We start from the raw sequence: 26,855 nt of genomic DNA, 5'->3' as shown, positions 1-26,855 counted from the left end.
TGTAAGTTATGAGTCTTCTCGGTCGTTTAAACGATGATATGAAACAAGCGATGAAGAATAAACAAAAAGAAAAATTAACCGTCATTCGTATGGTTAAGGCTGCTTTACAAAATGAAGGTATTAAACTACAGCATACTCTTACTGAAGAAGAGGAACTAACAGTTTTAGCTCGTGAAGTAAAACAGCATAAGGACTCCCTCCTTGAATTTAAAAAAGCTGGTCGTGAAGACCTTGTTAATAAACTGCAAAGTGAAATTCAGATTTTAAGCGCATATTTGCCGAAGCAACTAACGGAAGAAGAGCTAGTTGATATAATCAAGCAAGTTATTTCTGAAGTTGGTGCGACTTCTAAAGCGGATATGGGTAAGGTGATGACTGCTGTTATGCCGAAAGTAAAAGGTAAAACAGATGGATCGCTTGTGAATAAGTTGGTTATCCAGCTATTAGCATAAAAAAACGTCTCATTTCGTATGAGACGTTTTTTTATGCTTTTTTTCAGTTTGGACGTGATATTACAAGCTCTTTTTTCATACATATGGGATGAGAGGGGGTCTTTTGGGATGAAAAAATTAGAACAAATGAAGAATTGGTTAACGAAGCAAATAGACCTGCCAGTGGATGTGCTAATGGATCTACCTCGGATCACGCTTGTTGGGCAAGTGCATATCTATATAGAAAATCATCGAGGTTTATTAGTGTTTTCAGATAAAGAAGTAAGATTGTTGTTAAAGCATGGTCAGTTATTAATTAAGGGGCAGTCCTTTGTTATTAAAACAATCCTTCCGGAAGAACTTTTGCTTGAAGGGATAATTGAGCAAGTGACATTTTTAGAAGACGAACAGAAAGAGAAGTAAGGGAAACTTCCGTATGTGAAGTTTTTCTTCTTTATTCTAATGATTCACCCCTACTATGTAGTTTATCCCGCTATTTATGGAAAATAAAACTCTTTATTTCATTTTCGTACGAGCTATTTTACTAATTAAAGTGAAAAGTAGTGTGTCTACTTTTGGAAAGGTAGTGAAGGTAGTAGATGAAAAATAAATGGTTTATAAAGTGGCTTGGATATGTAAAGGTACGAATTGAAGGTAGAGGAGCGGAACGGTTCGTTAATGAATGTGTGCGTAGGAAATTATTAGTTTGGGATGTTAAGAAAATTGCCGATGAAACGTTAGTCTTCTGTATGCTATTACGAGATGTGAAAAAAATAAAGCCGATTTATAGAAAAAATGAGTGTAAACTATATTTTATTGGGCGTTACGGTTTTCCTTTTTGGAATAAGCGCCTAATTAAAAATAGTGGATTCTTAATTGGGTTTTTAATTTTCTTTTTTGGTATGATTGCATTATCGAATATGGTTTGGAAAATTGAAATTACAGGAGCGAAACCTGAAACAGAATATATATTGATGAAAGAATTGGACAAAATGGGTATTAAAAAAGGAAAATTACAATTCCAAATGCCTAGTGTAGAAGATGTACAACGTCATTTGACGGACAATATTAATGCGATTACTTGGGCAGGACTAGAAGTAAGGGGAACGACGTACCATTTTAAAATTGTTGAAAAAAATGAGCCAAAAAAAGAAAAAGAACAAAGGCCGCAAAATTTAGTGGCAAAAAAAGAAGCGATTGTTACAAAAACATTTGTTGAAGTTGGAAAACCAGTCGTTTTAAAAAATGATCATGTAGAAAAAGGGCAGCTTCTCGTATCAGGGATATACGGTAATGAGGAGAGTCCAACGATTGTTTCGGCGAAAGGTATCGTATATGGAGAAACGTGGTACACATCTGAGGTGAATGTACCACTCAAGACGCAATTTCAAGTATATACTGGTAATACGTATAATGAGCATTATCTTACATTTGGGAGTACGAAAATAAAAATATGGGGATTTCAGCATGATAAGTATAAACGCTCCCGTACGGAAAGTGTAAAACATGATGTGAAATTATTTGGTTTTACACTGCCGATTGCATATGAAAAAGATATAGTGCGAGAAGAGGAAGAGGCGAACCGAGAATATACAGAAAAACAGGCAATGAAAGTAGCGAAAGAAATGGCTGAAAAAGAACTAAAGAAAAAATTGGATGAACATGCTATGATTGTAAGTGATAAGATTTTGAGTAAAGAGGTTGAGGCGGATCAACTAAAAGTCACTTTGCATTATACTGTGATTGAAAATATTGCAGAGCCACAACCAATATCCGAATCCGATATTCAAGGAGACTGAGTAATGGCAGAACAATTAGTAGAAATGAACCAACAATTGGAAAATACTAACGAAGCAATCGCTCTTTTTGGAGTTAATGATGCTCATTTGAAAGTAATTGAACGGGAACTGAATGTATCGATTGTAACTAGAGGTGAAACTGTTCATGTATCTGGAGCAGTTGAAACTGTGACACTCGTAGAAAAAATCTTACAGCAATTACTTGTTGTTATTCGAAAAGGTGTGTCAATTACAGAAAGAGATGTTGCGTATGCAATTCAGCTCGCACAACAAGGAAAAATTGCTCAATTTGAAGAGTTATATGAAGAAGAAATCTTTAAAACGGCAAAAGGTAAATCCATTCGTGTAAAAACGATGGGACAAAGAAGATATATTCATGCAATGAAGAAAAATGATATTGTATTTGGAATAGGACCTGCCGGGACTGGGAAAACATACTTAGCTGTAGTAATGGCTGTAAGAGCTTTAAAACAAGGGTATGTAAAGAAAATCATTTTAACGAGACCGGCTGTAGAAGCTGGAGAAAGTTTAGGATTTTTACCAGGTGATTTGAAAGAGAAGGTAGATCCGTATTTACGTCCATTGTATGATGCTCTGCACGATATTCTTGGACAAGAATATACGCAGCGTATGATGGAGAGAGGTGTAATTGAAATCGCGCCTCTTGCTTATATGAGAGGACGTACGCTCGATGATTCATTTGTTATTTTAGATGAAGCGCAAAATACAACGGGTGCACAAATAAAAATGTTTTTAACAAGATTAGGTTTTAGTTCTAAAATGGTTATTACGGGGGATCCCTCACAAGTAGACTTACCAAAAGGGGTAAAATCAGGGCTTACGCTAGCCTCTAACATTTTATCTGGTGTATCAGGTCTTTCATTCATTACGTTAGAACAAACGGACGTTGTAAGGCATCCACTGGTACAACGTATTATTGAGGCATATGATAAAATGGAATGATCCTATTTGTCAGGATCATTTCTTTTTGTATTAAGGTTGGCGAACGGCATATTTTTTACTATCATAAAAGATAAGAGAAATAAACTATAGGTACTGGTGTATAAAAATGTTACCTAAAAGTATCGTTGGCTAGAAGAAATGAAAGCTATAAATAGTTTCACTTTATTTCTAGAGAGGAGAAGGTATTGAAATCATGTTAAGATCTCAAGAAATTTCTAAGTGGTTTCGTAATTTACAACATTCGAAAAAACTAAGTTGGATTTCTTACGTTTTATTAGGGGCAGTGCTGTTTTTTGCACTTATGAATAATGTGAAACCAGAGCAATTAGATGTTGATATGTATTCTATTGCGAAAAAAACAATTCATTCTCCTATTAAAATTGAAGATAAGGTTATAACGGAAAGAAAAAAACAAGAGGCCGCTCAAAAAGTCGGGGATCAATATACATATAGAAGTGAATATAAACAAAATAGAGTAGATATTGTAAATGATGTTTTTGCTAAGGTGAATGAAGTAATTCAGGAGATGAAAGCTGCTGGACCTGAAGAGCAAAAAAAGATGACCGATGCGAATAAATTAGAAAAGTTGAAGAAGAAGTTGCCATCTAATTTAACGAAGGAATTATCGGATGAGAATTTATTATACTTTATTAATGCAGAACCGGATCAATTAGAATTAGCGAAGAATGCGGCTTTAACGTCTGTTAGCGTTATCATGGGTGGAAATATTAAAATGTCCGAAGAAATGGCAGCGAAAGAGCGATTTGTTAATGAAATGAAAAGCCTGAATGTGAATAGCGGATTGAAAGAAGCTGTGAATGCGCTAGGATCATATGCGATTACAGCAAATTATTTCTATGATCCGGCTGTAACGAAAGAGAAGAAGAAAGCAGAAGAAGATTTAGTTCCACCTGTTTATATTCTCCAAGGACAAGTTATTGTTAGAGAAGGTGAAACAATTTCAAGTGATATGTATAATCAGTTGAAATTAGTCGGTTTATTAGAAAAAGGTAATAGTTTTCAGCCTTATGTTGGATTAGCGGTGCTCATTGGTGTGTTACTATACTTTATGCATAAACAGTTTGAAGTATTTTTACAGCGGAAAAGAGAAGACAAACCGTACATTTTAGCGTATATTACAATTTTGTCTATCACGATTGTTTTAATGAAAATTATTAGTTTGTTTCAAAAGCTTGAATATGCAGGAATTGCGTATGTTGTCCCAGTTGCGATGGGAACGATACTTGTAAAACTAATGATTGGCGATCGATTTGTATTTTTAACAAGTATGATTTTTTCTGTGTGCGGAAGTATTATGTTTAATGAAGGAGTAACAAGTACACTGAATTATAGTGTGGGTATTTATGTGTTATTAAGTTCATTATCAGTGAGTATTTTCTTAAGAGAAAAAAATCGTCGTACGATGATTTTACAAGCTGGTATACTCGTATCTATCTTAAATGTAGTCGTCTTGGCGGCGTTATTATTATTACGTAATGGGAATTTTTCACCTCTTGAAATTGGTACGCAATTATTAATGGCTTCCCTTTCAGGAATTATCTCATCCGTTTTGGCTATGGGGATATTACCATATTTAGAAAGTGGACTTGGAATTGTATCAAGTATGAAGCTTATGGAATTATCAAGTCCGAATCATCCGCTTTTGCGTAGAATTTTATTAGAAGCGCCAGGAACATATCATCACAGTGTAATGGTAGCGAATCTCTCTGAGGCAGCTTGTGAAGCAGTTGGAGCAAATGGTGTATTAGCGCGTGTAGGGGCGTATTATCATGATGTAGGAAAAACAGTACAACCGCAATTCTTTATTGAAAACCAGATGGGAATTGAGAATCCACATGATAAATTAGATCCTGTGACGAGTAAAGACATTATCATTGCTCATGTAACCGATGGAGTAAAGATGCTCGAAGAATACCATATTCCGCAAGAAATTATTGATATTGCTGGGCAACACCATGGTACAACGCTTCTTAAATATTTTTATTATAAGGCGATTAAAGAAGATAAAGAAAAATATACAGAAGAGATGTTCCGATATCCGGGATCAAAAGCAACTTCTAAAGAATCGGCAATCGTTGGTATTGCGGATAGTGTTGAGGCGGCGGTACGTTCTATGAATCACCCAACGCCAGAGCAAATTAATAATTTAGTACAAAGTATTATTAAAGATCGCCTGCAAGATGGGCAATTTAGTGAATGTGATTTGACATTTAAGGAACTACAAATCGTTGGAAAAACGTTATGTGAAACGTTAAATGGTATTTTCCATTCGCGTATTACATATCCGGAACCACCGGAAGAAAAGGAGAAAGAATGAGTTTATTAATTGATTTCATTGATGAAACAGAAGAAGTGAAAGAAGAATATGTGAATTTAATTCGTGAGATATTAGGAAAAGCAGCTCAAATGGAAAAAATAGAGGATGGTGCGGAGTTATCAGTGACATTTGTAGATAATGAACGCATTCGCGAGATTAATCGTGATTACCGAGATAAAGATCAGCCTACTGATGTCATTTCCTTTGCCATGGAAGAAATGGGAGAAGGGGAAATGGAAATTGTGGGCGCAGAAATGCCGCGTATGTTAGGTGACCTTATTATTTCTATTCCGAGAGCGAAAGAACAAGCTGAAGAGTATGGACATTCTTTTGATCGTGAACTTGGCTTTTTAGCGTTACATGGCTTTTTACATTTGCTTGGTTATGACCACATGACAGAAGAGGATGAAAAAGAAATGTTTGGAAGACAAAAAGAAATTTTAGAAGCATTTGGATTAGGACGATGAAAAAAGGAAAACTTATAGATAGTTTTGGATATGCTATAGCAGGTGTATTCTTTTGTCTTCGTCATGAACGAAATATGAAAATTCATTATGTAGCCGCAGTCATTGTTATATGCTGCGGCTTTTATTTCCATATTACGAAGGTAGAGTGGATGATATTACTTATTGTAATAGGAATTGTAATGAGCTTAGAGATGGTAAATACGGCTGTGGAAAAAACAGTAGATTTAGCGACTGCTGATATACATCCGTTTGCGAAAGTCGCAAAGGATGTCGCAGCAGGAGCGGTTTTGTTGTTTGCGATAATAGCCGTTATAATTGGTGCTATTATCTTTTTACCGTATGTGGTATAGTTGCATTCCAAAGCTTTTATTAAGCTTTGAAGGTGCCGTAAAGGCCTTTAATAAGAGAGTGTATCTATTCACAGCTGGGAACAGGAAGGATGCGGGAATATGAATAGTAAACAATTAATTCAAGAAGCAATCGAAGCGCGTAAACAAGCGTACGTACCATATTCTAAATTTCAAGTAGGTGCAGCATTATTAACACAGGATGGAAAAGTATATCGTGGATGTAATGTTGAGAATGCATCATATGGTTTATGTAACTGTGCAGAAAGAACAGCTTTATTTAAGGCGGTTTCTGAAGGAGGTAAAGAGTTTGTAGCTATCGCAATTGTGGCGGATACGAAGCGTCCAGTACCTCCTTGTGGAGCATGTCGACAAGTTATGGTAGAATTATGTAAACAGGATACGAAAGTATACCTATCAAATTTACATGGTGACGTTCAAGAGACAACAGTCGGAGAATTGTTACCAGGAGCATTTTTAGCGGAGGATTTACATGAATAGAAAAGGTTATAAATCAGGTTTTGTCTCTATTATTGGCAGACCGAATGTTGGGAAATCTACATTTTTAAATCGTATTATTGGTCAAAAAATTGCTATTATGAGTGACAAGCCACAAACAACTCGTAATAAAATTCAAGGCGTATATACAGAAAATGATTCACAAGTAATTTTCATTGATACACCAGGAATACATAAACCTAAACATAAACTAGGCGACTTCATGGTGAAGATGGCGCAAACGACATTAAAAGAAGTTGATATTGTTCTGTTTATGGTTAATGCTGTTGAAGGCTTTGGTCGTGGTGAAGAATTCATCATCGAGAAGTTAAAAGAAACGAAACAACCAGTATTTTTAGTTATTAATAAAATTGACCAAGTTCACCCAGAACAATTATTAGAGCTAATTGATCAATATCGCAAATTACATGACTTTGCAGAAATCGTACCAATTTCTGCATTAGACGGTAATAATGTGGAAGCTCTAATTGGAACAATTAAAAAGTATTTACCGGAAGGACCACAATACTACCCAGATAATCAAGTAACGGATCATCCGGAGAGATTTATTATTGCAGAGCTTATTCGTGAGAAAGTACTACATTTAACACGTGAAGAAGTGCCGCATTCTGTGGCTGTTGTTATCGATGCAATTCAAAAACGCGAGGGCGGGGCGGTTTATATTAATGCAACTATTGTTGTTGAACGTCCGTCGCAAAAAGGGATTATTATCGGAAAACAAGGGAAGATGTTAAAAGAAGTCGGTAAGCGAGCTCGTTTTGATATTGAAGCATTACTTGGTTCTAAAGTATTTTTAGAAGTATGGGTAAAAGTGCAAAAAGATTGGCGAAATAAAATGTCTCAGCTTCGTGACCTTGGTTTCCGCGAAGACGAGTATTAAAATAGAGTAAAGCTGTAATCAGCGGATGTTTTGTTCATCCGCTGATTATTGGTTTTTATGAGTTTTGATAAATTAGGAAAAATTTTTCTCACATGAAAATGGACAAAATGGGTCAATTTAATAACAACAAAAGAAATTGGTTTATAGGCTACGCTTATTGAGAAAGGTGGATTCTTATGCTAGATTTTACCTGGAAGTTTTTCTCCAAAACAGGAAGCATTGAGACGTATTTGCTTTTGAAAGAAATGGAAAAAGACGTAAACGATGAGATGGATCAACATGAAGAGGAGCTAGCGCATCTAGACTCTCCAATTTCTTGACCCGTTTTGTTCAAACCTTGGATGGTGACGAACATGTTTCAAAAAGTTGAGGGCATCGTTATCCGTACGACAGATTACGGAGAAACGAACAAGATTGTTACAATATTCTCAAGAGAATTGGGTAAGGTAAGTGCAATGGCAAGAGGAGCGAAAAAACCGAAAAGCCGGTTAGCATCTGTTTCGCAACTTATGACACATGGTCATTTTCTTATTCAAATGGGATCTGGACTTGGAACTTTGCAACAAGGCGAGATTATTTCAACTATGAAAGAAATTCGCGAGGATATATTTTTAACTGCTTATGCATCATTTATTGTTGAGTTAACTGATAAAGCAACAGAAGATAAAAAACATAATCCATATTTATTTGAAATGTTATATCAAACGTTGCATTATATGTGTGAGGGTGTTGATCCAGAAGTATTATCATTAATTTATCAAACGAAAATGCTTCCGGTATTAGGGATGCGCCCGTACTTTGATACATGTGCGATTTGTCATCAAGAAACAGATTTTGTCGCCTTCTCTGTTAGGGAGGGCGGTTTTCTGTGCTCACGTCATGCTGAGCAAGATCAGTATCGTATACCAGTGGGGGAAGCCGTTCATAAATTATTACGTCTTTTCTACCACTTCGATTTACATAGACTTGGCAATGTATCAGTGAAGGATAGCACAAAAAAACAAATGCGTTTAGTATTGAATACATATTATGATGAATATTGCGGGATTTATTTGAAATCAAGACGTTTCTTAGAACAACTTGATAAGTTTCAAATATAATTTGGGGCCGTATACGGTCCTTTTTACATCCTTTCTTTTTCGAATAGCATATTTAGTATATAATATTTAAGAGATAGTATAACTTTTTTCGTTGTGCATTAAAGGTGGTGATTATCATAGAGCTGAATAAACGGCAAGAACATATCATTCAGATTGTAAAAGATCACGGTCCTATTACAGGGGAGTCAATTGCTGCGCAATTGGGATTAACACGTGCAACGCTAAGACCAGACTTAGCAATTTTAACGATGGCTGGTTATTTAGAAGCACGTCCGCGCGTAGGTTATTTTTATACGGGTAAAACTGGGGGGCAGTTATTATCTGAAGCTGTTAAGAAAATTAAAGTACAAGATTATCAATCTAGACCGGTTGTAATTGATAAAAATGTATCAGTATACGATGCGATTTGTACTATGTTTTTAGAGGATGTAGGTACATTATTCGTTGTAGATCAATCGACTCTATTAGTAGGCGTTGTATCTCGTAAAGATTTATTACGAGCTAGCTTAGGGAAGCAGGATTTAACCTCACTTCCGGTTAATATTATCATGACAAGGATGCCAAACATTGCGATGTGTCGTAGAGAAGATTCTTTATATGATATTGCGATGGAATTAATAGAAAGACAGATTGATGCGATGCCAGTTGTAAAAGATACGAAACAAGGTTTAGAAGTGGTTGGACGAATTACAAAAACAAATATTACACGTGCGTTTGTAAACTTAGTAAATAACGAATAAGTGTAATTTGTTTAAAGTGAGGTAATGTAATGGATAATAAAATCGTATATGTCGTATCTGACTCTGTAGGAGAAACGGCTGATTTGGTTGTTCGAGCAGCAATGGGGCAATTCCCATTTGCTCCTGATATTAGACGTGTGCCGTATGTAGAAGATACAGGGACATTAAAAGAAGTGATTTCGATTGCTAAGAGCAATCAAGCACTTATTTGTTTTACGTTAGTAAAGCCTGACATGCGCCAATATTTAGTGACAGAGGCTGCAAAAGAAGGTGTAGAGGCATATGATATTATCGGCCCTCTAATCGATCAAATTGAAGAAATTACAGGGCAAGTGCCTAGATATGAGCCTGGTGTTGTTCGTAGATTAGATGAAGAATACTTTAAAAAGATTGAAGCGATTGAGTTTGCTGTGAAGTATGATGATGGTAGAGATGCACGTGGTATTTTAAAAGCAGATATCGTGTTAATTGGGATTTCGCGCACATCAAAAACACCACTTTCTCAATATTTAGCTCATAACAAACGTTTGAAAGTTGCCAACGTACCACTAGTACCAGAAGTAGATCCGCCTGAAGAATTATATCAAGTGGCTAAAGAAAAATGCTTCGGTTTGAAAATTACGCCAGAGAAGTTAAATCATATTCGAAAAGAGCGATTGAAATCACTTGGACTAAGTGACGGAGCAACATATGCCAATATTAATCGTATTAAAGAAGAGATTGATCACTTTGAGAATGTAGTTAGTAAAATAAATTGTCAAGTAATTGATGTATCGAACAAAGCGATTGAAGAAACAGCTAACATTATTGTGAATGCAGTGCAAAACCAAAAAATGTTTTAGCACATTTGCCAAAGGTGAATGTGCTTTTTTCGCTCGTGAGAAACACAGTGCCTGCTGATTTCGTAATAGATGATAGTGAAGTGGTTATACTTATATTCTTCTGTCTTTTTATTATGTTAAAAGTAGGGTTTCGCTATCCTGAAATAGAAGATGAAAAAATAAAGGGATATGTAGCGTAGTTGAAGAAAATATATTATAATAAAAAATTGTGATAAAAACCTATATTTTACGTTTAGACTTTAATTTTTCAGAATAAACTAGGGATATGATTTAAGAAATGACATGTAATTACGTTAAATCGACAAAATCTATACAAGAAAACGCACATTATGGAAGGATTCGCAGAAGGGATGTAGAATACAGAAATATGCAAAACATCAATATGGTATGAGTTGATGCAGATGCATATACTGTGAAAGCTGACAATTGTGCGAGTTGGAACGAATTTTCATGTCAAAATGTTGTTTGTCACATCGTATGCTCATCGTTTAAGGAAGCAGCGAGGGAATTTGGATCTATGTAGATGCTGAATAAGCAAAAGTTGATTTCTTTATATGTATCAACATGCAAAAAAACAGATCTCGTGATCACATAGGATATGGTGCTTGCTAGTCTTCTTGTGAAAAAGTGCATATGTATTGTCTCCATGAGGTACATTTGTAATAGATGAGCAAATGGATACAATTTTATATAATTAGGTACGTATCTGCGAAATTACGCAGAAAAGAGTCTGCAAAATCGCTGGATAACGTGATCGACAACATTTTCTAATAAGTTTAGAAAAAATATTGTCGAATTATAAAGGAATTTTTTAATTTATATCGAATACAAAATACGACACGGAGATGGAGTTATGGGGAACAGAATTCCTGAAGAAGTTGTTGAACAAATTCGGACGTCATCCGATATTGTCGAAGTGATTGGTGAATACGTTCAACTTAGAAAACAGGGACGTAACTATTTCGGCCTTTGTCCGTTTCATGGTGAGAATTCTCCTTCATTCTCTGTTTCATCTGATAAGCAAATTTTTCATTGCTTCGGATGTGGAGAAGGTGGAAATGTATTTTCCTTTCTAATGAAAATGGAAGGACTGGCTTTTACCGAAGCTGTTCAAAAGCTAGGTGAAAGAAATGGAATTGCGGTTGCAGAGTATACATCAGGGCAAGGACAACAAGAAGACATATCTGATGACACTGTCATCATGCAACAGGCTCATGAACTTTTAAAAAAGTATTATCATCATTTATTAGTAAATACAGAAGAAGGAAATGAAGCACTTTCGTATTTGTTAAAACGTGGTATTACAAAAGAGATGATTGAGAAGTTTGAAATTGGTTATGCGTCACCTGCTTGGGATGCAGCAACGAAAATTTTACAAAAAAGAGGTTTATCGTTGTCTAGTATGGAACAAGCTGGTCTTCTCATAAGAAGCGAGAAGGATGGTAGTCATTATGATCGCTTCCGTGGACGAGTTATGTTCCCAATCTATACGTTACAAGGTAAAGTGATAGCGTTTAGTGGAAGGGCGTTAGGAGATGACACTCCGAAATATTTAAATAGTCCAGAAACACCAATTTTTCACAAAAGTAAATTGTTGTATAACTTCCATCAAGCAAGGCCGTTTATTAGAAAACGTGGGCAAGTGGTCCTTTTTGAAGGGTATGCCGACGTACTAGCTGCGGTAAAAAGTGGTGTGGAAGAAGCTGTTGCGACAATGGGAACAGCTTTAACTGAAGAACAAGCAAAACTTCTGCGACGTAACGTTGAAACTGTTGTTCTTTGCTATGATGGTGATAAAGCAGGGCGAGAAGCGACGATGAAAGCAGGGCAATTATTGTTGCAAGTTGGTTGCCAAGTGAAAGTTACATCCTTGCCAGATAAGCTTGATCCTGATGAATATGTGCAACAATATGGGACAACTGCTTTTGAAAATCTTGTGAAATCAAGTATAAGTTTTGTTGGTTTTAAAATAAATCATTTGCGTTTAGGGAAAAATTTGCAAGATGAGTCGGGCAAAGAAGAGTATGTGAAAAGTGTTTTAAAAGAGTTATCGTTGTTACAGGATGCGATGCAGGCAGAATCATATTTGAAGTCATTATCGCAAGAATTTTCGTATTCAATGGAAACACTTTTGAATCAATTGCACCAATATCGCAAAGAACAAAAGGTACAACAAAAACAAGTAAAGCAGGTTTCTAAGCCGTCTCAAATTGTTCAAACAAAACCGAAGTTAACAGGTTTTGAAAGGGCTGAAAGAGAAATTATTTACCATATGTTGCAAAGTCCAGAAGTGGCCGTTCGTATGGAATCCCACATAGAAGATTTTCATACAGAAGAACATAAAGGGATTTTATATGAACTATACGCATATTATGAAAAGGGAAATGAACCTTCAGTCGGAACATTTTTAAGTTGGCTCTCTGATGAAAAGTTGAAAAATATTATTACTGATATTTCGACGGATGAATTTATTAATCCAGAATACACAGAAGAAGTGTTACAAGGCCATTTGGAGACGCTTAGACGTCATCAAGAAAAACTTGAAAAGATGGAAATCATCTTCAAGATAAAACAAATGGAAAAGACAGATCCTGTAGAGGCTGCTAAATATTATGTAGCATATTTACAAAATCAAAAAGCGAGAAAATAGCTTTTTTGATAAATTTTTAGTATAATGAATGTTTGTATCTCGCGTAAGGAGGGGAACAGATGGCTGACAAACCAGCTCGTTCTAAACAAATTGAAACTGAAATGACCCTTGAGCAAGTGAAAGAACAACTCACTGAGCTCGGAAAAAAACGTGGCGTTCTTACATATGAAGAGATTGCAGAACGCATGAATGGATTTGAAATTGAATCCGATCAAATGGATGAATACTATGAATATTTAGGTGAACAAGGGATTGACTTAGTTGGTGACAATGACAACGACGAAGGCCCTAATAATCGCCAAATAGCAAAATCGGAAGAAGAATTCGACCTCAATGATTTAAGCGTACCACCAGGGGTTAAAATCAACGATCCTGTTCGTATGTATTTAAAAGAAATTGGTCGTGTAGATTTACTATCTGCAGAAGAAGAAATTCGACTTGCAACGCGCATTGAAGAAGGCGATGAAGAAGCGAAACGTCGTCTTGCAGAAGCAAACTTACGTCTTGTAGTAAGTATTGCAAAGCGCTACGTGGGCCGTGGCATGCTTTTCTTAGACTTAATCCAAGAAGGGAATATGGGTCTAATTAAAGCGGTTGAAAAGTTCGATTATCGTAAAGGTTTCAAATTTAGTACGTATGCAACTTGGTGGATTCGCCAAGCAATTACACGTGCGATTGCAGACCAAGCAAGAACAATTCGTATCCCAGTTCATATGGTTGAAACGATTAATAAGTTAATTCGTGTACAACGTCAATTATTACAAGATTTAGGACGTGAACCATCTCCTGAAGAGATTGGTGAAGAAATGGATCTTGCTCCAGAAAAAGTACGTGAAATCTTAAAAATTGCACAGGAGCCAGTTTCTCTTGAAACACCGATTGGTGAAGAAGATGACTCCCATTTAGGTGATTTCATTGAAGACCAAGAAGCAACATCACCTGCGGACCATGCAGCGTATGAATTGCTAAAAGAACAATTAGAAGATGTGTTAGATACACTAACAGATCGTGAAGAAAATGTTCTACGTCTTCGTTTTGGTTTAGATGATGGACGAACTCGTACGCTTGAAGAAGTTGGGAAAGTATTCGGCGTAACGAGAGAACGTATCCGTCAAATTGAAGCAAAAGCATTACGTAAATTGAGACATCCAAGCCGTAGTAAGCGCCTTAAGGATTTCTTAGAATAGGCTACCTTTAAGTTTACTTCACCTTTGTGAAGTAAACTTTTTTATTTTGTTAATTTTTGTTAAACTTTAACTGTCAGCAACGATTACAATTTCTTGTAATTTATTTTACAGAATTGTCTTTTGATTTGCAAATGCTCATTTTTCGATTTTTCGATTAATTTTGTTTATTCTATACAAAAATATATGTAGAAAAGTGAAAAATATGATGAGAAACGTTAGTAATTATCGAAATAATAAGCGATATAACAATAAAAAACAATAAACTGAATTTATGGAATATTTTTAACGATTAGTAGTTTACTCTTTTCTGATAGAGCGTTTTCAAGTACAATGGAAATGACTGAATCATCTAACTATTTAGGGGTATAGAGGGGGGAGAAGAGATATGAAACGTAATCCGCTGATTCCGTTCGCTCTTATTGCAGCATTGGGTATTATCGTTATGTTTGTATTTTCATTTCAGGGGCTAAATAAATCTAAAGAGTTAGCTGATGCAAAAAATGGCGGGAAACCAGCACAAACAGCATCCAAGCCAGAGGATATTGTGAAGCAAAGCTGTACGAGCTGCCACGGTGATCAATTACAAGGGGCGGTAGGACCTAATTTACAAAAAATTGGTGGGAAACTTTCAAAGGATGAAATTAAAGAAATTCTTTCGAAAGGAAAAGGCAATATGCCTGCCAATATAGTTCCAGCTGATCAAGCTGCTAAAGTAGCTGATTGGTTATCGAAGAAAAAATAAAGTTCCGTATGACAAGCCTTTTGCTTAAGCAAAAGGCTTGTTTTTCTATATTTTCTAAAATACGATGAATGATAGAGAAGTGAATTGTTGTTATGGGCTTGCAACAACTACTATAAATTCATTATCATGGAGACAGACTGACAAGAGAAGGAGTAATGGAAATACATGAATGAAGTAAAACTTTCGAAACGATTAGAAGAGGTTGTGCGTGAAATACCAGTAGGATCTACAGTTGCTGATATTGGATCGGATCATGCGTATTTACCGTGTTATACAATTATAAATAATATTGCTACTAAAGCAGTTGCTGGAGAGGTTGTAGATGGACCATTTCGTTCTGCGCAGGCAACTGTAGCTGAAAGTGGCTTACAAGATAAAGTAGATGTGCGTAAAGGGAATGGATTAGCTGTTATCGCGCCAGGAGAAGTAGATGTAATTACGGTTGCCGGAATGGGCGGAGCGTTAATTCGTGATATTTTAGAAAGTGGTAAAGAAAAATTAGAAGGTGTAACACGTTTAATTTTACAGCCGAATATTGCAGCGCATCACATTCGTGAATGGTTTATTGAGAATGGATGGGAGCTTATCCATGAAAAAATCGTAAAAGAAGATGGGAAAATTTACGAGATTTTAGTAGGGGAGCGAGGAAATATCATGGTTCCTTACTCTGAAAATAAACAGGCTGAATTATTTATGGGACCATTTTTAATGAAAGAAAAAAGTGAAGCTTTCGTTGAAAAGTGGGAAGGAGAATTAAAAAACTTCCAAAATATTTTAAAGCAGTTAGAACGTGCGGCTGATTCTGAAGAAACAAAAGCGAAGCGTGCGGAAGTAGAAGCGAAAATGAAAATGATAGGGGAGGTTTTATCATGAGTAAAATTCCAAATGGCCATGAAATTATTTCGTTATTTGAAAGTATGTATCCGAAGCATTTGGCGATGGAAGGAGATAAGATTGGCCTGCAAATTGGGGCGCTTAATAAACCCGTGCAGCACGTATTAATTGCGTTAGATGTAACGGAAGAAGTTGTGGATGAAGCAATTCAATTAGGAGCGAATGTCATTATTGCGCATCACCCTTTAATTTTTAACCCACTAAAAGCGATTCATACAGATAAGGCGTATGGGAAAATTATTGAAAAGTGTATGAAAAATGATATTGCAATCTATGCAGCGCATACAAATGTGGATGTTGCTAAGGGCGGGGTAAATGATTTACTTGCTGAGGCGTTAGGATTGCAAAATACAGAAGTTTTGGCACCGACATACGCAGAAGAAATGAAAAAAATCGTAGTGTTTGTGCCTGAAACTCATGCAGAAGAAGTAAGAAAAGCATTAGGAGATGCAGGTGCTGGTCATATCGGCAATTATAGCCACTGTACGTTTAGCAGTGAGGGTACAGGCATGTTTATGCCTCAAGAGGGAACAAATCCTTATATCGGGGAAACTGGGCAGTTAGAACGCGTAGAAGAAGTGCGAATCGAAACGATTATTCCAGCTTCATTCCAGCGAAAAGTGATTAAAGCAATGGTAACGGCACATCCATATGAAGAAGTAGCATATGATGTGTATCCACTTGATAACAAAGGTGAAACGTTAGGGCTTGGAAAAATAGGGTATTTACAAGAAGAAATGACACTTGGACAGTTTGCGGAACATGTAAAGCAATCGTTAGATGTAAAGGGTGCGCGAGTTGTTGGGAAATTAGATGATAAAGTGCGCAAAGTAGCTGTACTTGGTGGCGATGGTAACAAATACATCAATCAAGCTAAATTTAAAGGTGCGGATGTATATGTAACAGGTGACATGTATTATCACGTGGCTCATGATGCGATGATGCTCGGTTTAAATATCGTCGACCCAGGACATAACGTTGAAAAGGTAATGAAGCAAGGTGTACAAAAGCAATTACAAGAAAAAGCAGATGCAAAGAAACTGAATGTACATATTCATGCTTCGCAGTTACATACAGATCCATTTACATTTGTATAAGAAAAATAAAAACCGTTGCTCATATAGGCAACGGTTTTTATTATTGTTCTTTTTTCACTTTTACACGAGGTAATATTTTTTGTAATGGTACTTTTCGAACCCTTTCCCATGTAGCAGGATTCATTGGGTCATATTGCTCTAAGAAAGCGATAACCTCTTTTGTAATTGGTGTTGGAGTAGAAGCACCTGCTGTAACAGCTACGTTCTCGACACCTTGTAGCCATTCTAATTTGATTTCACTTACGTCTGCAACGCGGTATGCTTTCGTACCAGCGATTTCTTGTGATACTTGTGCTAAACGGTTTGAGTTATTACTTTTCGGATCACCAACAACAATTGTTAAGTCTGCAACATCAGCTTGTTTGGCAACCGCTTCTTGGCGAACTTGAGTTGCTAAACAAATTTCCTTATGGAATTCTGCTGTTGGGAATTTCTTCTGAATGTCCTCCATTAAATGTTGAACATCCCATTGACTCATCGTTGTTTGATTTGTAACTAAAATTTTATCGGTTGGAATTTCTAATGTTTTTAAATCATCGGCTCTTTCGATAAGATGAACGATATCAGGTGCGATACCAACTGCGCCTTCTGGTTCTGGATGATTTTTTTTGCCGATATAAATGACATGGTAACCTTCAGCTTTCTTTGCTTCAATAAGGTCATGTGTTTTTGTAACATCTGGGCAAGTGGCATCAATTGTTGTTAAACCTTTTTCTTTTGCACGTTGTTTAACTTCTGGAGAAACACCGTGTGCAGTGAAAATAACAGTACCAGAATCGATTTTATCTAAAATGTCTAATCGACTTGGACCATCTAATGTAATGATGCCATCTTCTTCGAATGCATCTGTTACATGTTTGTTGTGAACAATCATACCTAAAATATAAATAGGTCTTGGTAATGATGTATCTAATGCGGCGTTACGTGCAATAACCATCGCGTCCACAACACCGTAGCAATAACCACGAGGGGAAATTTTAACAATTTTCATATGAGTAATCCTCTCCTTCTAAACAAGGGATACTTTTGTGCATAGTCCTTTACATTATAAAGGAGGAGTGGATAGAAAACAAAGGATTGTTACACATATAGTTTTGGTTTTGTTGCTATTTTTTGAACAGGCTCCTCTCGTACTTCTTTTTCTATGACTGGCTCAATCACCATTTTTTTTCTTTTTCTTTTTTTTTGTGGAGGAGGTGGAGTTGCTACCTCAACCTTTTCTGTTAAATCTTCAGTTTGATTTTCGGTTGGATTTTCTTCCGTACTTTTTCCAGAGGTGAGGATTTTAACAATGGTTGGTAGGTTACGCATAATAGGACCGTACTGTTCGACGACAGGGCTTACAGATTGAACGACTTGTGATACCTTTTCGATATTATTTATCATATTAGTTGGATTCGAAATTAAATTCGAAAAAAAACTACCGATGCCGCTACTTGATGCGGCTGGAGTTGCTGCACCGCCGCGCGTTTCGTTTGATTCATACATTTGAGGAGGGATCATTTGCTCGGGATGCTGCTGCATGTATGGTTGATATTGCTGTTGCTGTTGATATTGCTGCGGGTATTGTTGCTGATATTGTTGCTGATATTGCTGTTGATATTGCTGTCGATATTGGGGTGGCGATTGCTGGTGCATCATTGGCGGCGGTCCTTCCATTTGTCGATAAGGCGGAACCATTTGCATGAAAGGTTCGGTTGGATCGTGTTTTTTAAAGAGTTTAGCAAGAAACCCTTTCTTTTTTTGTGCCATTGGTGGTAGTTGTGGGATTGGATATGGGGTATAAGGTTGCTGCCCTGGATTCGGATACATTTGCCTCATGGGGGATTTTGGAAACATGTGAGGAATCCTCCTTTCTTCAGTTAGGTATATACACATACAATATGCAATAAGTGGGAAGAAGGTTAGTTTTTGAAGTAAAAACCTAAACTAAAGATGGATTTTACTTGTAGATTTCGATATAATGTAGACTTGACTGATTTGTGCGCGCAGTAGAAATTTAGAAAGAAGGTGTAACTTATGACACAACAAACTTTTACACAGTATGATTTTAAACCATTTTTAATAGATGCAGTTCGTGAACTACGCTTTACAGAGCCGACAGGAATTCAACAGAAAATTTTCCCGGTCGTGAAAAAAGGTGTAAGTGTAATTGGACAATCCCAAACAGGTTCTGGGAAAACACATGCATACTTACTTCCTACATTGAACAGAATTAACCCAGGTCGTGAAGAAGTACAACTTGTTATTACAGCGCCTACTCGTGAGTTAGCACAACAAATTTACGAAGAAATCGTGAAATTAACAAAGTTCTGTGCGGAAGATCAAATGATTACAGCGCGTTGTTTAATTGGTGGAACTGATAAACAACGATCAATTGAAAAGTTGAAAAAACAACCTCATATTGTAGTTGGAACACCAGGACGTATTAAAGACTTAGTAGAAGAACAAGCACTGTTTGTTCATAAAGCAAATACGATTATTGTCGATGAAGCAGACTTAATGCTTGATATGGGATTCATTCATGATGTAGATAAAATTGCAGCACGCATGCCTAAAAACTTGCAAATGCTAGTTTTCTCTGCAACAATTCCTCAAAAACTAAAACCGTTTCTGAAGAAATATATGGAGAATCCAGAGCATATTCATATCAATCCAAAACAAGTTGCAGCTGGAAATATTGAACATTATTTAGTTCCGTCTAAACATCGTAACAAAATCGATTTAGTGAATAAAATGTTGCTACAATTTAAACCGTATTTAGCAGTTGTTTTTACGAATACGAAGAAGATGGCGGATCAGGTTGCTGACGGATTAATGGAGCGCGGCTTAAAAGTTGGACGAATTCACGGAGATTTATCACCGCGTGATCGTAAAAAAATGATGAAACAAATTCGTGACCTAGAATTCCAATATATTATTGCAACTGATTTAGCGGCACGTGGTATCGATATTGAAGGAATTAGTCATGTTATTAACTATGAGCTTCCATCAGATTTAGATTTCTTCGTTCACCGCGTTGGAAGAACAGCACGTGCAGGGCATTCAGGTATTGCAGTGACGATTTATGATCCAGCAAACGAAGAAGCGCTAGATAGTTTAGAAAAACAACGTCATATTGAGTTTAAACATGTAGATTTACGCGGAGATGAGTGGGCGGATTTAGGTGAACGCCGTCGTCGTAAGAGCCGTAAAAAACCAAATGATGAACTTGACGTTATGGCAACGAAAGTTATTAAAAAGCCGAAAAAAGTAAAACCAAACTATAAACGTAAACTTGCAACTGAACGTGACAAAGTGAAGAGAAAATATAGCAATAAAAAAAGATAAGGGATTTCCCTTATCTTTTTTTATTCAGCTATTTGTGAGAGCCGTAATCAATATGGATAGAAAATATTGATTAAAGTTTCGCTTCATCTAGATAATGTAAATGAAGAGTATAGTCTGTTTAAATAGTCATATAAATTTGTGTAGTGCGTTTTTTGTGAACAAACAATTCACTACATATTTCTACAAATTATGCTATCATTATATCTATTGTATATTGAAGAGGTGATTGTATGTTAAAGATTGGATCTCATGTTTCTATGAGTGGTAAGAAAATGTTATTAGCAGCAAGTGAAGAGGCTGTTTCATACGGTGCAACGACGTTTATGATTTATACAGGTGCACCGCAAAATACAAGAAGAAAACCAATTGAAGAATTGAACATAGAAGCAGGAAGAAAACATATGGAACAAAACGGTATCGAAGAGATTATCGTACATGCGCCATATATTATTAATGTTGGAAATACGACGAAGCCAGAAACATTCCAATTAGGTGTAGATTTCCTTCGGATGGAAATTGAGAGAACATCAGCATTAGGTGTGGCAAAACAAATCGTTCTTCACCCAGGTGCGCACGTTGGTGCAGGGGCAGACGCTGGTATTCAACAAATTATTAAAGGACTTAATGAAGTATTAACGCCAGATCAGACGGTGAACATTGCGTTAGAAACGATGGCAGGAAAAGGAACAGAATGCGGCCGTAGCTTTGAAGAAATTGCAAAAATTATTGATGGTGTAAAATATAATGAAAAACTATCAGTATGCTTTGATACATGCCATACGCACGATGCAGGATATGACATTGTAAATGACTTTGACGGTGTATTAAACGAATTTGATAAGATTGTTGGTATCGATCGTTTACAAGTACTTCATATTAATGATAGTAAAAATGTACGCGGCGCAGGAAAAGACCGTCATGAAAATATTGGTTTCGGTCATATCGGCTATAAAGCGTTGCATCATATTGTGCATCATCCGCAATTAACGCACGTACCAAAAATTCTGGAAACGCCATATGTAGGTGAAGATAAAAAAGATAAGAAGCCACCGTATAAATTAGAAATCGAAATGCTGAAAAATGGTACTTTTGATGAAGGACTTCTTGAAAAAATTAAAGCGCAATAAGGAGGGGAATATCCCCTCCTTATTTTAGTAGTTGCTGAAATAAAGTATTTACTTGTTGGGCAGTAGCGGGCGAGGTTACTTGAGCTATTTGTTTTAAGAGCGCTAGTCGTTCGTCATTATCGTAAATGTTAATATTCTTTCCTTTCATAAGTCCAACAATTTGATCAGCTTGTGCAGTCGTAATTGGAACGTCATATTCTTTACTATATTTCAATAATTCCTTTGTAGAAATATGATTTAATTTTTTATTTACAAGTTGTTTAATGAGGTTCATCGAGGTATCCTCCTTCACACGTTCTTCTATCGAAATATATGAGTACGTAGCTTGTACATATTCGTATAGAGTTTCTTTTTTCATGAGAAAAAGAAGCGTATGTTATAATATAAGGACAAAACTATAGAAAAAGAGTATAGGGAGGACTTATGGAGCAAAAGCAACATCGAAAAGAAAGTGTTATCCATCTTATTTATCGTTTAGTTATGATTATTTTTGGGGCAGCATGCGCAGCGGTAGCAATTGAATTGTTTTTAATGCCAAATAAAATTATTGATGGTGGAATTATTGGTATTTCTCTTATATTAGATTATCTTACTCCTAACATTTGGTGGTTAAGTTTTTCTACTTTGGTCGTTATTCTCAATATCCCATTTATGTATTCGGGTTATAAGCAAATCGGAAAAACGTTCATGCTATCTTCGGCGTTCGGTATTGTAGCTTTAGCGTTTATTGAATCAACGTTACATGCTGTGCCGCCATTTACAACAGAGCCAATTTTAGCTACAGTGTTTGGTGGTCTTATTTTAGGTCTTGGTGTAGGGCTCGTTATTCGTCATGGTGGATCAATGGACGGAACAGAAATTATGGGTATTTTATTAACGAAGAAATTACCTTTCTCCGTTGGCGAATTTGTAATGTTTGTGAACTTATTTATTTTTGCATGGGCAGCATTTGTATTTGGTGTTGAACAAGCGATGTATTCTGTTATGACGTACTACATTGCATTCAAAACAATTGATACAGTCATTCAAGGTTTAGATGAAACGAAAGCTGTTTTAATTGTATCAGATCAATATGAGGAAGTATCAAATGCGATTTTGCATCGTCTTGGTCGTGGAACTACAAAGCTTGTAGCGAAAGGCGGTTACACGGATAAAGAAAAAGAAGTGATTTATGCAGTTGTAACACGTCTAGAAGTGACAAAGTTAAAATCAATTGTGTATGAAATTGATGCGAATGCGTTTGTTACGATTATGAGTACACAAGAGACAAATGGTGGTAAGTTTAAATCAGCTATTCACTAAAAAATTAATTATAATATCTTTTGAAAGCAGAGAATTTTTCTCTGCTTTTTGTTATAATAGTAAGGTTTCTTGAAAAAGTAGATATATTTTAGGCAGATTGGTTTACAACTATAATAAGCTGTACTATAATTCAAATAGATATAAATCGGAATCATTCTGAATTAAAATAGGTGAGATGCTATGAACAATATATTAGAAATAGAAGGATTGTCATTTCGATATGAAGATCGAAATGTGTTAGAAGATATAAATTTGCAAGTTCCGAAGGGAGCTTTTTTAGGTTTAGTTGGGCCAAATGGTTCAGGGAAATCAACTTTGCTAAAATGTTTATTAGGCGTTTTAAAGCCAAAACAGGGAAGCATTCGTTTGTTTGGTGTTGATAGTAAGAAGTTTAAAGAATGGAACAAAGTTGGTTATGTGTCGCAAAAGGCAAATAGCTTTAATTCTGGTTTTCCGGCAACTGTGTTTGAAGTTGTGTCAATGGGACTCGTTTCGAAAAAAGGGTTGTTCCGCTTTTTTACGAAAAACGATAAGAAAAAGGTAGAAAAAGCGATTGCTGATGTAGGAATGAGTGAGTTTCAAGGACGTAATATTGGAGAACTTTCTGGTGGACAACAACAGCGCGTATTTATTGCCCGTGCGCTCGTTAGTGATCCTGAATTACTTATTTTGGACGAGCCCACTGTTGGAATCGATGTGAAGAATGTAGAAAGTTTTTATGAGATATTAGAGGATTTAAACAAAAGGCTAGGAATTACATTAATTCTCGTTACGCATGATATGGGGGCTGTTACCGAGAAGGTAACACATGTTGCATGCTTAAACCAACATTTACATTTCCATGGAAATGTAGAAAAGTTCCGAGAGTTAGAAGATGCAGAAATGTCCGTCTTATATGGACATCATGTTCATCGTTTAGAACACGAGCATGAGCATCACGGGAGGATATAATGATACAAGATTTTTTACAATATGACTTTTTACGTAACTCTTTATATGCAGGGATTTTAATAGGACTTGTTGCGCCGCTTATCGGTGTATTTGTTGTCATTCGTCGTATGTCGCTTATTGCAGATGCGTTAAGTCACGTGACATTATCGGGTATTGCTGCAAGTTTATTACTAGAAAAAACAATTTTCACAGGAGGATTTTTAAATCCGTTATATATGGGTATGATTTTTTCTATGGGTGGGGCGTTACTTATTGAAAAACTACGTACTGTATATAAACATTATCAAGAATTAGCAATTCCAATTATTCTTTCAGCAGGAATGGGGATTGGCGTTATTTTTATTTCACTTGCAAATGGATTTAACACAGATTTATTTAGTTATTTATTTGGTAGTGTAAGTGCTGTAACAAGTACGGATTTAATAATCATTGGCATTGTAGCAATTGTTGTTATTGTAACGATTACTTTATTATACAAAGAGCTGTTTTTACTATCGTTCGATGAGGAATACGCTGTATCAACCGGTTTGAGTGCAAAGTGGATTCACTTTATTTTCATTATATTGGTTGCGCTTGTCATTGCGGTATCAATGCGTGTAGTAGGGGTTCTTCTCGTATCATCATTAATGACGTTACCAGTTGCAGCAAGTATTCGTATTGCGAATGGATTTAAACAAACAATTTTCTTCTCCATTTTATTTGGTGAAATTGCAGTAATTGGTGGAATGTTTGCTTCGTATCAACTTGATTTAGCACCAGGTGGTACAATTGTTATGATAGCGGTTCTTATTTTAATTGGTGCGATTTTATGGAAAAAGAAAAAAACTGCATAAAGTAGGGATAGATATGAATCTAACAGAAGCTTTACGCCTAATGAAAGATAAAGGATACAAACATACTGGGAAAAGGGAAGAAATGCTCAGGTTATTTGCAGCTCACAATCGTTATTTAACGGCGAAGGACGTTTTAGAGCATATGAAGGATGATTATCCAGGTCTTAGTTTTGACACGATTTATCGTAACTTAACGGTGTTTGCTGAAATCGGTGTTTTAGAACAAACGGAATTAAACGGTGAAAAACATTTTCGTTTTACATGTTCTATTATGGAACATCATCATCATTTCATTTGTTTAGATTGCGGAGGGACGAAAGAGATTACTTCTTGCCCGATGGATTTTATGAATAAAGATTTTAACGGTTATGAAGTAACTGGTCATAAGTTTGAAATATACGGCCGTTGTCCAAAATGTGCAAAGTAAAAGCTCGTCAGTTCTATAACTGACGAGCTTTTTTACGTAGAAAAGAAGGTTGCTCACAAATATAGTGGGCAACCTTCTTTTTATTGTTCTTGTGTTTCTTTTTCTTTTTCTCGTTCAGCAGCCATTTCAGCAGCAATTACGTCGATTTCTTTTTTCAGTTCTTCTACCATTATTTCTTCTGGTACTTTACGAACGACTTGCCCTTTACGGAATAATAGTCCTTCTCCGCGTGCGCCGGCAATACCGATATCAGCTTCACGAGCTTCACCAGGACCATTTACAGCGCAGCCAAGTACTGCAACTTTAATTGGTACTTGTAGTGTAGAAATATATTCTTCCACTTCGTTAGCGATACTAATTAAATCAATTTCAATACGACCGCAAGTTGGACAAGAAATAAGTGTTGCTGCATTAGATGCAAGGCCGAATGACTTTAATAGTTCACGCGCAACTTTTACTTCTTCAACTGGGTCAGCACTTAATGAAATACGTAGTGTATTTCCGATACCTTTACTTAAGATTGCTCCAAGACCAGCGGCACTTTTTACAGTTCCGGCAAATAACGTTCCAGATTCTGTGATACCTAAATGTAGTGGATAATCAAAAGCACGTGCAGCTTTTTCGTATGCTTCAATTGCCAAGTTAACATCAGAGGCTTTCATAGATACGATAATATCATGGAAATCTAAGTCCTCTAAAATTTTAATGTGATGTAGGGCGCTCTCAACCATACCATCTGCAGTTGGGTATCCGTACTTTTCTAAAATGTGACGCTCTAATGAACCTGCGTTTACACCGATACGGATTGGAATACCACGTTCTTTTGCTGCATTTACAACAGCTTCTACTTTATGGCGACGACCAATGTTACCTGGATTGATACGTACTTTATCAATGCCGCCTTCAATTGCTTTTAAAGCAAGGCGATAATCAAAATGAATATCAGCAACAAGTGGAATGTTGATTTGTTTTTTAATATCAGCAATAGCATTTGCTGCGCGTTCGTCTGGAACAGCAACACGCACGACTTGACAGCCAGCTTCTTCTAAACGTTTAATTTCAGCAACTGTTGCTTCAACATCATGTGTTTTTGTTGTTGTCATACTTTGTATAATTAATTCATTATTACCGCCAATTGTTAAATTACCGACTTTAACTGGACGTGTTTTTGTACGATGAGTCATTTCATTCACGAATAGATCGCTCTCCTTATAAAAGAAGTTTCTTATTTAGTCCCTTATATCAATGATAGTATACGTGATACAGGGCTATAGAAACCGAAGTGCTCGGTTTCACTTTTACTATTGTATCAGCGCCTTTATGTAATTGACAAGGATTAAGTGATTGCTTATTGATATAACGGGAATTTATAAGACTTTCCAAGTTGTATTTTTGTAGCAGGTGTATTTTTATTTAATTGTTTAAAATCATCAATTACTTTTTCGATAGAAGGAATTTTCTTCTTATTGATCGCTTCTGTAATGGAAAGAACCGTATCACCTGTTTTGACTTCAATTGTTTTATAAGTGACATCTGTTTCTTTTTCCGCTTTGTTTTCTTTCTTTTGTTTTGTATTTGTACTTTCTTGTTTTATCGTTTCGGCCGCATTTGTCTTTTTATATGAACTTAACATCGGTAAAGTGCCGATTTTTATATCGTAATAAAATATATAACCAAGCACAAGCACGAATAAGAATATACCTAATCTCTTCATATTCTTCACTCCTTTGCTAGGAATATATGCTTGTCCAAAAAAAAAATGCCTATTTAGGCATTTTTTTCGTTCGGCTTTGGAACTTCTTTAATTGTTAAGTATAGAACAATTAAAACAACTGCGATATAAATGAATGTTGAGCCAGGTACAACGATTTTGAATAAATCCATAATCA

General features: G+C 36.1%; 29 protein-coding genes and 1 pseudogene. 24 read left to right on the top strand and 6 right to left on the bottom strand.

Translation table 11 applies throughout. The features are described from left to right. Positions 1-8 precede the first annotated feature (8 nt). The 18 genes from MR079_RS10745 to MR079_RS10660 all read left to right on the top strand — a co-directional run bounded on the left by MR079_RS10745 (position 9) and on the right by MR079_RS10660 (position 16,996). A complete protein-coding gene (locus MR079_RS10745; protein WP_139866629.1) occupies positions 9-452 on the top strand; it encodes a GatB/YqeY domain-containing protein in 444 nt (147 codons plus the stop codon). A gap of 108 nt (positions 453-560) precedes the next feature. Then, a complete protein-coding gene (yqfC, locus tag MR079_RS10740) occupies positions 561-854 on the top strand; it encodes a sporulation protein YqfC (protein ID WP_000732266.1) in 294 nt (97 codons plus the stop codon). A 176-nt stretch (positions 855-1,030) separates the two neighbouring features. Next, positions 1,031-2,230 carry a sporulation protein YqfD gene (gene yqfD / locus MR079_RS10735; RefSeq protein WP_000792484.1) on the top strand — a complete coding sequence of 400 codons (1,200 nt, stop codon included), beginning with the start codon at positions 1,031-1,033 and terminating at the stop codon, positions 2,228-2,230. A 3-nt stretch (positions 2,231-2,233) separates the two neighbouring features. Next, positions 2,234-3,193, top strand: a complete 960-nt coding sequence (locus MR079_RS10730; protein WP_139866633.1) for a PhoH family protein — start codon at positions 2,234-2,236, stop codon at positions 3,191-3,193. 193 nt (positions 3,194-3,386) lie between these two features. Beyond that, the gene (locus MR079_RS10725; protein WP_016718495.1) at positions 3,387-5,531 is read left to right on the top strand and encodes an HD family phosphohydrolase; all 2,145 of its coding nucleotides are present in this window, start codon (positions 3,387-3,389) and stop codon (positions 5,529-5,531) included. Then, the gene (gene ybeY / locus MR079_RS10720; protein WP_000054691.1) at positions 5,528-5,998 is read left to right on the top strand and encodes an rRNA maturation RNase YbeY; all 471 of its coding nucleotides are present in this window, start codon (positions 5,528-5,530) and stop codon (positions 5,996-5,998) included. Before MR079_RS10725 ends, ybeY begins: the two co-directional genes overlap by 4 nt. Then, positions 5,995-6,348, top strand: coding sequence for a diacylglycerol kinase family protein (locus MR079_RS10715; RefSeq protein WP_000715476.1), 354 nt, complete (start codon positions 5,995-5,997; stop codon positions 6,346-6,348). Before ybeY ends, MR079_RS10715 begins: the two co-directional genes overlap by 4 nt. 99 nt (positions 6,349-6,447) lie before the next feature. Beyond that, complete coding sequence (locus MR079_RS10710) at positions 6,448-6,846, top strand: cytidine deaminase (protein WP_242293985.1); 399 nt, start codon at positions 6,448-6,450, stop codon at positions 6,844-6,846. Beyond that, positions 6,839-7,744 (top strand): GTPase Era, encoded by a 906-nt coding sequence (gene era / locus MR079_RS10705; RefSeq protein ID WP_001080241.1) that lies wholly within the window; start codon positions 6,839-6,841, stop codon positions 7,742-7,744. Before MR079_RS10710 ends, era begins: the two co-directional genes overlap by 8 nt. Before the next feature lie 176 nt (positions 7,745-7,920). Beyond that, a complete protein-coding gene (locus MR079_RS10700) occupies positions 7,921-8,064 on the top strand; it encodes a YqzL family protein (protein ID WP_000883924.1) in 144 nt (47 codons plus the stop codon). Positions 8,065-8,097: 33 nt separating this feature from the next. Next, the gene (gene recO, locus MR079_RS10695; protein ID WP_000487010.1) at positions 8,098-8,844 is read left to right on the top strand and encodes a DNA repair protein RecO; all 747 of its coding nucleotides are present in this window, start codon (positions 8,098-8,100) and stop codon (positions 8,842-8,844) included. 107 nt (positions 8,845-8,951) lie between these two features. Continuing rightward, the gene (locus MR079_RS10690) at positions 8,952-9,584 is read left to right on the top strand and encodes a transcriptional regulator CcpN (RefSeq protein ID WP_000583759.1); all 633 of its coding nucleotides are present in this window, start codon (positions 8,952-8,954) and stop codon (positions 9,582-9,584) included. A 29-nt stretch (positions 9,585-9,613) separates the two neighbouring features. Further along, positions 9,614-10,426, top strand: a complete 813-nt coding sequence (locus tag MR079_RS10685; RefSeq protein WP_000368943.1) for a pyruvate, water dikinase regulatory protein — start codon at positions 9,614-9,616, stop codon at positions 10,424-10,426. 853 nt (positions 10,427-11,279) lie between these two features. Continuing rightward, positions 11,280-13,076: a DNA primase gene (gene dnaG / locus MR079_RS10680; protein ID WP_048550869.1), complete on the top strand. Its 1,797-nt coding sequence runs from the start codon at positions 11,280-11,282 to the stop codon at positions 13,074-13,076. Between the two features lie 59 nt (positions 13,077-13,135). Beyond that, positions 13,136-14,263, top strand: a complete 1,128-nt coding sequence (gene rpoD / locus MR079_RS10675; protein WP_000764060.1) for an RNA polymerase sigma factor RpoD — start codon at positions 13,136-13,138, stop codon at positions 14,261-14,263. A gap of 385 nt (positions 14,264-14,648) precedes the next feature. Further along, a complete protein-coding gene (gene cccA, locus MR079_RS10670; RefSeq protein WP_000828141.1) occupies positions 14,649-15,005 on the top strand; it encodes a cytochrome c550 in 357 nt (118 codons plus the stop codon). Between the two features lie 165 nt (positions 15,006-15,170). Continuing rightward, complete coding sequence (locus MR079_RS10665) at positions 15,171-15,878, top strand: tRNA (adenine(22)-N(1))-methyltransferase (protein WP_139866635.1); 708 nt, start codon at positions 15,171-15,173, stop codon at positions 15,876-15,878. Continuing rightward, positions 15,875-16,996 (top strand): Nif3-like dinuclear metal center hexameric protein, encoded by a 1,122-nt coding sequence (locus MR079_RS10660; protein ID WP_139866637.1) that lies wholly within the window; start codon positions 15,875-15,877, stop codon positions 16,994-16,996. Before MR079_RS10665 ends, MR079_RS10660 begins: the two co-directional genes overlap by 4 nt. A 40-nt stretch (positions 16,997-17,036) precedes the next feature. Here MR079_RS10660 and MR079_RS10655 read toward each other — a convergent pair whose 3' ends face one another. Both MR079_RS10655 and MR079_RS10650 read right to left on the bottom strand, forming a co-directional pair. Continuing rightward, entirely contained in the window at positions 17,037-17,987 is a 951-nt protein-coding gene (locus MR079_RS10655) for a 4-hydroxy-3-methylbut-2-enyl diphosphate reductase (RefSeq protein WP_000706669.1), read from the bottom strand. A gap of 89 nt (positions 17,988-18,076) precedes the next feature. Continuing rightward, positions 18,077-18,835 carry a YqfQ family protein gene (locus MR079_RS10650; protein ID WP_242293984.1) on the bottom strand — a complete coding sequence of 253 codons (759 nt, stop codon included), beginning with the start codon at positions 18,833-18,835 and terminating at the stop codon, positions 18,077-18,079. A gap of 180 nt (positions 18,836-19,015) precedes the next feature. Here MR079_RS10650 and MR079_RS10645 point away from each other — a divergent pair, with 180 nt between their 5' ends. Beyond that, positions 19,016-20,326, top strand: a complete 1,311-nt coding sequence (locus tag MR079_RS10645) for a DEAD/DEAH box helicase (RefSeq protein WP_242293983.1) — start codon at positions 19,016-19,018, stop codon at positions 20,324-20,326. Positions 20,327-20,556: 230 nt separating this feature from the next. Next, positions 20,557-21,453 (top strand): deoxyribonuclease IV, encoded by an 897-nt coding sequence (locus tag MR079_RS10640; protein ID WP_000912466.1) that lies wholly within the window; start codon positions 20,557-20,559, stop codon positions 21,451-21,453. Positions 21,454-21,472: 19 nt separating this feature from the next. Here MR079_RS10640 and MR079_RS10635 read toward each other — a convergent pair whose 3' ends face one another. Beyond that, positions 21,473-21,727 (bottom strand): DUF2624 domain-containing protein, encoded by a 255-nt coding sequence (locus MR079_RS10635; RefSeq protein ID WP_001048963.1) that lies wholly within the window; start codon positions 21,725-21,727, stop codon positions 21,473-21,475. Between the two features lie 149 nt (positions 21,728-21,876). Between MR079_RS10635 and MR079_RS10630 the strand changes: the two genes are divergently transcribed. The 4 genes from MR079_RS10630 to MR079_RS10615 all read left to right on the top strand — a co-directional run bounded on the left by MR079_RS10630 (position 21,877) and on the right by MR079_RS10615 (position 24,966). Further along, positions 21,877-22,755 (top strand): YitT family protein, encoded by an 879-nt coding sequence (locus tag MR079_RS10630; RefSeq protein WP_000435958.1) that lies wholly within the window; start codon positions 21,877-21,879, stop codon positions 22,753-22,755. 180 nt (positions 22,756-22,935) lie between these two features. Beyond that, positions 22,936-23,706 carry a metal ABC transporter ATP-binding protein gene (locus tag MR079_RS10625; RefSeq protein ID WP_001059653.1) on the top strand — a complete coding sequence of 257 codons (771 nt, stop codon included), beginning with the start codon at positions 22,936-22,938 and terminating at the stop codon, positions 23,704-23,706. Then, positions 23,706-24,539 (top strand): metal ABC transporter permease, encoded by an 834-nt coding sequence (locus MR079_RS10620; protein WP_000613827.1) that lies wholly within the window; start codon positions 23,706-23,708, stop codon positions 24,537-24,539. The genes MR079_RS10625 and MR079_RS10620 overlap by 1 nt, the downstream gene beginning before the upstream one ends. 13 nt (positions 24,540-24,552) lie before the next feature. Beyond that, on the top strand, positions 24,553-24,966 hold the full coding sequence (locus tag MR079_RS10615; protein WP_001054512.1) for a Fur family transcriptional regulator: 414 nt from the start codon (positions 24,553-24,555) through the stop codon (positions 24,964-24,966). An 80-nt stretch (positions 24,967-25,046) separates the two neighbouring features. On the opposite strand, the gene ispG is transcribed toward MR079_RS10615, so the two are convergent. The 3 genes and pseudogenes from ispG to MR079_RS10600 all read right to left on the bottom strand — a co-directional run. Then, a complete protein-coding gene (gene ispG, locus MR079_RS10610; RefSeq protein WP_011040674.1) occupies positions 25,047-26,150 on the bottom strand; it encodes a flavodoxin-dependent (E)-4-hydroxy-3-methylbut-2-enyl-diphosphate synthase in 1,104 nt (367 codons plus the stop codon). 164 nt (positions 26,151-26,314) lie between these two features. Next, complete coding sequence (locus MR079_RS10605; protein WP_000825406.1) at positions 26,315-26,680, bottom strand: hypothetical protein; 366 nt, start codon at positions 26,678-26,680, stop codon at positions 26,315-26,317. 53 nt (positions 26,681-26,733) lie between these two features. Then, positions 26,734-26,855 (bottom strand): annotated as a pseudogene (locus tag MR079_RS10600) (DUF1189 domain-containing protein); the annotation flags it as partial.

Source organism: Bacillus cereus group sp. BfR-BA-01381 (assembly GCF_022663555.1).
In the GTDB taxonomy this organism is placed as follows: domain Bacteria; phylum Bacillota; class Bacilli; order Bacillales; family Bacillaceae_G; genus Bacillus_A; species Bacillus_A pacificus.
This window is presented reverse-complemented; position numbering and strand designations above follow the sequence as displayed.

Bases quoted from the DNA above. Each gene is read 5' to 3' on its own strand.
- MR079_RS10745 (WP_139866629.1), top strand. From the start codon at position 9: ATGAGTCTTCTCGGTCGTTTAAACGATGATATGAAACAAGCGATGAAG.
- yqfC (WP_000732266.1), top strand. From the start codon at position 561: ATGAAAAAATTAGAACAAATGAAGAATTGGTTAACGAAGCAAATAGAC.
- yqfD (WP_000792484.1), top strand. From the start codon at position 1,031: ATGAAAAATAAATGGTTTATAAAGTGGCTTGGATATGTAAAGGTACGA.
- MR079_RS10730 (WP_139866633.1), top strand. From the start codon at position 2,234: ATGGCAGAACAATTAGTAGAAATGAACCAACAATTGGAAAATACTAAC.
- MR079_RS10725 (WP_016718495.1), top strand. From the start codon at position 3,387: ATGTTAAGATCTCAAGAAATTTCTAAGTGGTTTCGTAATTTACAACAT.
- ybeY (WP_000054691.1), top strand. From the start codon at position 5,528: ATGAGTTTATTAATTGATTTCATTGATGAAACAGAAGAAGTGAAAGAA.
- MR079_RS10715 (WP_000715476.1), top strand. From the start codon at position 5,995: ATGAAAAAAGGAAAACTTATAGATAGTTTTGGATATGCTATAGCAGGT.
- MR079_RS10710 (WP_242293985.1), top strand. From the start codon at position 6,448: ATGAATAGTAAACAATTAATTCAAGAAGCAATCGAAGCGCGTAAACAA.
- era (WP_001080241.1), top strand. From the start codon at position 6,839: ATGAATAGAAAAGGTTATAAATCAGGTTTTGTCTCTATTATTGGCAGA.
- MR079_RS10700 (WP_000883924.1), top strand. From the start codon at position 7,921: ATGCTAGATTTTACCTGGAAGTTTTTCTCCAAAACAGGAAGCATTGAG.
- recO (WP_000487010.1), top strand. From the start codon at position 8,098: ATGTTTCAAAAAGTTGAGGGCATCGTTATCCGTACGACAGATTACGGA.
- MR079_RS10685 (WP_000368943.1), top strand. From the start codon at position 9,614: ATGGATAATAAAATCGTATATGTCGTATCTGACTCTGTAGGAGAAACG.
- dnaG (WP_048550869.1), top strand. From the start codon at position 11,280: ATGGGGAACAGAATTCCTGAAGAAGTTGTTGAACAAATTCGGACGTCA.
- rpoD (WP_000764060.1), top strand. From the start codon at position 13,136: ATGGCTGACAAACCAGCTCGTTCTAAACAAATTGAAACTGAAATGACC.
- cccA (WP_000828141.1), top strand. From the start codon at position 14,649: ATGAAACGTAATCCGCTGATTCCGTTCGCTCTTATTGCAGCATTGGGT.
- MR079_RS10665 (WP_139866635.1), top strand. From the start codon at position 15,171: ATGAATGAAGTAAAACTTTCGAAACGATTAGAAGAGGTTGTGCGTGAA.
- MR079_RS10660 (WP_139866637.1), top strand. From the start codon at position 15,875: ATGAGTAAAATTCCAAATGGCCATGAAATTATTTCGTTATTTGAAAGT.
- MR079_RS10655 (WP_000706669.1), bottom strand. From the start codon at position 17,987: ATGAAAATTGTTAAAATTTCCCCTCGTGGTTATTGCTACGGTGTTGTG.
- MR079_RS10650 (WP_242293984.1), bottom strand. From the start codon at position 18,835: ATGTTTCCAAAATCCCCCATGAGGCAAATGTATCCGAATCCAGGGCAG.
- MR079_RS10645 (WP_242293983.1), top strand. From the start codon at position 19,016: ATGACACAACAAACTTTTACACAGTATGATTTTAAACCATTTTTAATA.
- MR079_RS10640 (WP_000912466.1), top strand. From the start codon at position 20,557: ATGTTAAAGATTGGATCTCATGTTTCTATGAGTGGTAAGAAAATGTTA.
- MR079_RS10635 (WP_001048963.1), bottom strand. From the start codon at position 21,727: ATGAACCTCATTAAACAACTTGTAAATAAAAAATTAAATCATATTTCT.
- MR079_RS10630 (WP_000435958.1), top strand. From the start codon at position 21,877: ATGGAGCAAAAGCAACATCGAAAAGAAAGTGTTATCCATCTTATTTAT.
- MR079_RS10625 (WP_001059653.1), top strand. From the start codon at position 22,936: ATGAACAATATATTAGAAATAGAAGGATTGTCATTTCGATATGAAGAT.
- MR079_RS10620 (WP_000613827.1), top strand. From the start codon at position 23,706: ATGATACAAGATTTTTTACAATATGACTTTTTACGTAACTCTTTATAT.
- MR079_RS10615 (WP_001054512.1), top strand. From the start codon at position 24,553: ATGAATCTAACAGAAGCTTTACGCCTAATGAAAGATAAAGGATACAAA.
- ispG (WP_011040674.1), bottom strand. From the start codon at position 26,150: ATGACTCATCGTACAAAAACACGTCCAGTTAAAGTCGGTAATTTAACA.
- MR079_RS10605 (WP_000825406.1), bottom strand. From the start codon at position 26,680: ATGAAGAGATTAGGTATATTCTTATTCGTGCTTGTGCTTGGTTATATA.